Here is a 4870-nt window from a genome sequence, read left to right on the forward strand (position 1 = left end):
CTGACCGCGATCGCCGGCAGCCGCGACGATTTCTCGCCGCGCATCTATCAGCGGCTCGACCGGAGCGCGGCGATGCAGCAGGTGGTCGAACTTTGCGAGGGCGACGGTCGGATGCGCGCGTTCCACGACCGTCATCGCCGCCCGGCGACGATCCAGGAAACCATCGCCCATATTGCCGACCGACTGGCGGTGACCGGCATCGAGCAGATCATCGTCGTGCCCTTTCCGCATCGATCCCTGCCGATCTCGGTCGTCAGAGTGATCGTGCCGGGACTGGAGGTCGATATATCAGGCCAATACATCCAGCTCGGCATGCGCGCGGTCAACACCATAAAAGGAGCCGAATCATGAAGGTGCTGTTCGTCGGCCCGAGCCTTGGCAGTGATCTTGCCGCTGCAAGAGCCATGTCTCCTTTCATCGACTTCCGGCCGCCGGCCGCCGCCGGCGACATCCTGAAGGCCGTTCGGGCCGGCGCCACGGCGATCGGCCTCGTCGATGGCTATTTCGGCGACCTGCCTTCGGTCTGGCACAAGGAAATACTTTACGCACTCGAACATGATGTCGCCGTTGCCGGCGGGGCCAGCATGGGGGCGTTGCGGGCAGCCGAATGCGCCCCCTTCGGCATGGTCGGGCTCGGTTCGATCTTCGAAGATTACGAGTCCGGGCGGCTGCTCGACGATGAGGCCGTCGCGCTGGTGCATGCGCCGCAGGAGCTCGGCTGGCTGCCGCTTTCCGTTCCCTGGGTCGATTTCGAGCCGACGATCGATGCGCTTCACGCCAAAGGCGAGATTTCGCCCGGCGAGCGCAAGAAGCTGTTGCTGGCCGGCCGGTTTCTGCATTTCTCCGAACGCACCTATGCGAAGGTGGCCGACGAGTGCCATTTCCGCAAGCCGCGCCGCGACCATATCCTCGCCGCCATCCGCGGCAGCCGTGTCGAGCGCAAGCGCAACGACGCGCGACTGGTACTGGAATGGCTGAGCCGGGACAAATTCCTCCCCGTCAACCGTGACTGGCGCTTTGCCGCGACCTCACATTGGGAGCTCTTGCACGCCGAAGTCACGCGCAATGCGGTTCCTGTAACGCTTGAATAACGGTCGCGGCGGAATGATGCAGCACTGATGGAATCGTAGGGTTCCACGACCAAAGAGGCGGGAACGATGTTTGATCAATACAACGAGGGTACCGGCAGCGAATACGCAAGGATCTTCCGGCTGCTGTCGGCAGCCAAGGATGAGGCTGAAAAGCTTCAGCTGCGCAATCTGATGCACCTGACGAACATGGCGCTGCTGCAGGTCGTCATCGATTGGGACGGCATAGATCCCGACAGGGAGCTTGACGTCAATCTCGAGAAGCTGCTCGGCAGCAAAGCCAAGATCGCAATGAAGGATGCCAGCGAGAATCTAATCCTGATCGATCGCCATTGAGCCCGATCGATTGCTACTGATCCGATCAACCGCTATTGATCCTCATGCGGTCCGTTTGGAGCGCGTGAAGGACAACCGGTCTATTCGGCCGCTTCGGTTTCCAACTGTTCGGTGTTGGCAATCGCCTGGACGAGCTTCAGGATCTTCTTGCGAAGCGCTTCGTTCTTGATCGAAAAGAACGCCGCATTGAGAAGGACGCCTTCGCGCGAAATAACGAATTCCTCGCTCGGAGCGGGGTTGTCGTTGGCCGTATCAGGGGTCGACAGATCGTCAAAAAACGTCCTGACATCGACCTTAAGCGCGCCGGCGATTTCGACCAGCATGCTGGCGGAAACGCGGTTGGAACCCTTTTCGTACTTCTGGATCTGCTGGAACGTTACGCCAACACGATCGCCCAGTTCCGTCTGAGAAACTTTCCTCAACAGACGCTGGATACGGATCGTCTTTCCGACGTGAACATCGACGGAATGCGGTTCTTCTTTCATCTCATTTTCCCTTCTGAAGGCAGCGGACAGGGGTCATTCCCCATATCCGTGTCAACAACTTTTAGCCGAGATAAATAAGGCTAGCAATTGCTTGCATGTAGATAGCGTTAAGCCCGAAAATCGGGCGTTTTTTGTCCCGGAATGGTACAAAAAACATGCCGAAATGGCACGCCCAGGAGACCGGTCGCTTTATTTTGTGACGTCAGAGCGACCAGAGGCGATGCGCATTGGCGAAAAGCAACTTCGAGCGCTCTGCCTCGCTGCTACCTGAGAGCATCGCATGGGTCGCCGCAACCCAGGTAGAGAGGCCGCCACCGAGCGTGCAGACTGGCCAATCGCTGCCCCAGACGACGCGGTCCCAGCCGAAACTTGCGATCACATGTTCGAAATAGGGCTGCAGCGTTTCTGCCGTCCATGTCTTCGCATCGGCATAGGCGACAACGCCGGAGACCTTGCAGACCACGTTCGGCCGCCGAGCAATCTCTGATATGCCGGCCTTCCATGGCTGAAAGGCGTCCGAACGGATATCCGGCACGCCGCAATGGTCGAGAACGAACTGCACATCAGGCGCAAGATCGACGAGGGCGGTTACACGGCTCGCCTGATGCGGCAATGTGCAGAGGTCGAAAGTCAGGCCGCTGCCGCTCATGCGCCTGATGTTTTCGCGAAACAGGGCGCCTTCGGAGACATCATCTGGCACGACATGCAGCACGCGGCGGAATCCCTTGACGAAGGGATCGGCCTTTTGCCGCTCGAGATAGGCGGCAAAGCCTTCCTCTTCGGGCCGGCAGGAGACAATCGCGCCGGCAATCAGACTGCCTTGCTTTTTGGCGATGCCGGCGACGTGATCGGTCTCGGCCTGCGTCGCGGCGGGATCGACGTCGACCTCCATATGCAGCACCGTGGTGATGCCGCAGCGCCGGGCCTCAGTCGCATAGGTTTCGTAGAGGAAATCATGATCGAGAGCGGGCGCGCCTGAGAGCCAGGGATAGGGCAGGGCCGATCGATCGATGATGTGCAGATGGGTGTCGATGAACACGCTCTTCTCCTCCCAGAGTGGTTTGGCGGCAAACCTATTCCTGGTGAATGGATTGTTCAAATAGAAATTCTTAGGCCTCAGGCCGGGTGGACGACATCGGCGCCGGCAAGCAGCGAAAGCTGGGCGGCGGTCTTCTGCACCAGCGTGATCGCCTGCGTGATATCGGGAGCGGACGGCGCATTGACGAGCGCGATAAAGGGGCAGGTGAGGGCGGCGATGCAGCGGCGGTCCGGTCCAAGAACGGGAGCGGAAAGATTGTAGACGCCTGATGTCTGGGCGCTCGCCATCATCTCGTAGCCGCGCTCGCGGATCTGGTGGAGACGATCGTAGAATTCGGGGCCGAGTTCGATGTCTGAGCGGCTGCGCACATGTTCCGAGATCATCATCTCCCGCTCCTCCTCGCTGCGGAAGGCAAGGAGCACATGCCCCGAACCGGTGTCGAAGAGGCTGATATGGGCGCCGATGCGGATCGAGAATCCCCAATAGTCCGGCGCCTCCTGTTGGGCGATGACAACAGCCGCGCCACGATCGAAGACCGCAAGATGATTGGCCTGGCGCGTGCGCTGGGCGAGATCGCGCATCAGCGGCGTAGCATAGGAGGCGAGCCGGCGCACCGGCGCGTGCAACTGCGCAAGACCGAAGAGCTTCAGCGTCAGCGAATAGCGGTCGCCATCCAGCCGGGTGACGTAACCGCGGCGCACCAGCCGGTCGAGCATGCGGTAGAATTCGTTGGGGCTGCGGTCGAGCCGTTTGGCGATTTCGGCCTGGGTGAGGCCGCTGTCGACGCCGGCGAGCAATTCCAGGATATCGAGGCCCTTGTCGAGGGCAGGAGCGCGGTAGCGGTCGGACTCGTCGGTCTCCATTCCTTCCTCCTGTGAATATCACTCTGCATATACGCAGAACTGCGGCCGGAAAAGGAAAACTTCGCACTTGACCCTTGGCCAATCGTCTGTTTGTCTATAAACAGACAAATCACCACTGAAAAAGTCGATCCAAACGAACGACTGAGCTATCGAAGGCGCCCGAGCGGCAGGATCATAAGCAAGCCGGGACAGGGAGGAAGACCGTGCAGCGCAAGGGAATGGTCATCGGCCCTGCCGCCGGCGGAGATCGCCGAAAAAGCAGCCAATCGGCTGAATCCGCCGCTGATCTGCCTGTGCAACAGCGCCAACTCCTCCATTTAACGCAGAAAGCCGCGCACCTCCGGAAGCGGACCGGCGCGCTGCATCACGCCGAGCTTTGCCAAGACATCAACCGTACTCCATCGTCCAGCGTAGACAATTCCAGAAAAGGCCCGCGACATGACAAACAGACTTTCCGGCAAGACCGTTCTCATCACCGCCGCCGGTCAGGGCATCGGCCGGGCGACGGCGGCAGCCTTTGCCGCGATCGGCGCCAGGGTTCACGCGACGGATATCAACACCGAGGCGCTGGCGACGCTTGCCGCTGAAACCGGCGTTTTCACCCATCAGTTGAACGTGCTCGAAGAGGATGCGGTCAAGGCCCTTGTCGCCGAGATCGGGGCTGTTGACGTGCTGTTCAACTGCGCCGGCTTCGTCCATGCCGGCTCGATCCTCGAGATGAAGGATTCCGATCTCGAATTCGCCTTCGACCTCAACGTCAAGGCGATGATCCGCACCATCCGCGCCGTGCTGCCCGGCATGATCGAGCGCAAGGACGGAGCGATCATCAACATGGCCTCCGTCGCCTCCAGCATCAAGGGCGTGCCGAACCGCTTCGCCTACGGCGTCACCAAGGCGGCCGTGATCGGGCTCACCAAAGCCGTTGCCGCCGATTATGTCGGTCAGGGCATCCGCTGCAACGCCATCTGCCCCGGCACGGTGGAAAGCCCGTCGCTGCAGGACCGCATGCGCGCGCAGGGCGATTACGACGCCGCGCGCGCCGCTTTCATCGCCCGCCAG

7 protein-coding genes are annotated in these 4870 nt (G+C 60.8%); 4 read left to right on the top strand and 3 right to left on the bottom strand.

The annotated features are described in order from the left end of the window. From MOV76_RS38290 to MOV76_RS38300, 3 genes are all read left to right on the top strand, one after another. The coding region (locus MOV76_RS38290; RefSeq protein ID WP_247266513.1) for a YcaO-like family protein at nt 1-351 on the top strand (351 nt) is incomplete at its 5' end. Further along, nucleotides 348-1091, top strand: a complete 744-nt coding sequence (locus MOV76_RS38295) for a TfuA-like protein (RefSeq protein ID WP_018246198.1) — start codon at nt 348-350, stop codon at nt 1089-1091. The genes MOV76_RS38290 and MOV76_RS38295, both read left to right, overlap by 4 nt. 66 nt (nt 1092-1157) lie before the next feature. Continuing rightward, nucleotides 1158-1424, top strand: a complete 267-nt coding sequence (locus MOV76_RS38300; RefSeq protein WP_011655326.1) for a hypothetical protein — start codon at nt 1158-1160, stop codon at nt 1422-1424. An 80-nt stretch (nt 1425-1504) separates the two neighbouring features. Here MOV76_RS38300 and MOV76_RS38305 read toward each other — a convergent pair whose 3' ends face one another. From MOV76_RS38305 to MOV76_RS38315, 3 genes are all read right to left on the bottom strand, one after another. Continuing rightward, the gene (locus tag MOV76_RS38305) at nt 1505-1909 is read right to left on the bottom strand and encodes a helix-turn-helix domain-containing protein (RefSeq protein WP_018246197.1); all 405 of its coding nucleotides are present in this window, start codon (nt 1907-1909) and stop codon (nt 1505-1507) included. A gap of 202 nt (nt 1910-2111) precedes the next feature. Further along, nucleotides 2112-2948: an amidohydrolase gene (locus tag MOV76_RS38310; protein ID WP_018246196.1), complete on the bottom strand. Its 837-nt coding sequence runs from the start codon at nt 2946-2948 to the stop codon at nt 2112-2114. A gap of 77 nt (nt 2949-3025) precedes the next feature. Beyond that, the gene (locus MOV76_RS38315; RefSeq protein WP_018246195.1) at nt 3026-3811 is read right to left on the bottom strand and encodes an IclR family transcriptional regulator; all 786 of its coding nucleotides are present in this window, start codon (nt 3809-3811) and stop codon (nt 3026-3028) included. A gap of 438 nt (nt 3812-4249) precedes the next feature. On the opposite strand from MOV76_RS38315, the gene MOV76_RS38320 reads away from it, so the two are divergent. Then, on the top strand, nt 4250-4870 hold a 621-nt coding region (locus MOV76_RS38320), incomplete at its 3' end, for an SDR family NAD(P)-dependent oxidoreductase (protein WP_247266514.1).

This window comes from Rhizobium sp. PRIMUS64 (genome assembly GCF_023006465.1).
Lineage (GTDB): Bacteria > Pseudomonadota > Alphaproteobacteria > Rhizobiales > Rhizobiaceae > Rhizobium > Rhizobium leguminosarum.

Bases quoted from the DNA above. Each gene is read 5' to 3' on its own strand.
- MOV76_RS38300 (WP_011655326.1), top strand. From the start codon at position 1,158: ATGTTTGATCAATACAACGAGGGTACCGGCAGCGAATACGCAAGGATC.
- MOV76_RS38305 (WP_018246197.1), bottom strand. From the start codon at position 1,909: ATGAAAGAAGAACCGCATTCCGTCGATGTTCACGTCGGAAAGACGATC.
- MOV76_RS38295 (WP_018246198.1), top strand. From the start codon at position 348: ATGAAGGTGCTGTTCGTCGGCCCGAGCCTTGGCAGTGATCTTGCCGCT.
- MOV76_RS38315 (WP_018246195.1), bottom strand. From the start codon at position 3,811: ATGGAGACCGACGAGTCCGACCGCTACCGCGCTCCTGCCCTCGACAAG.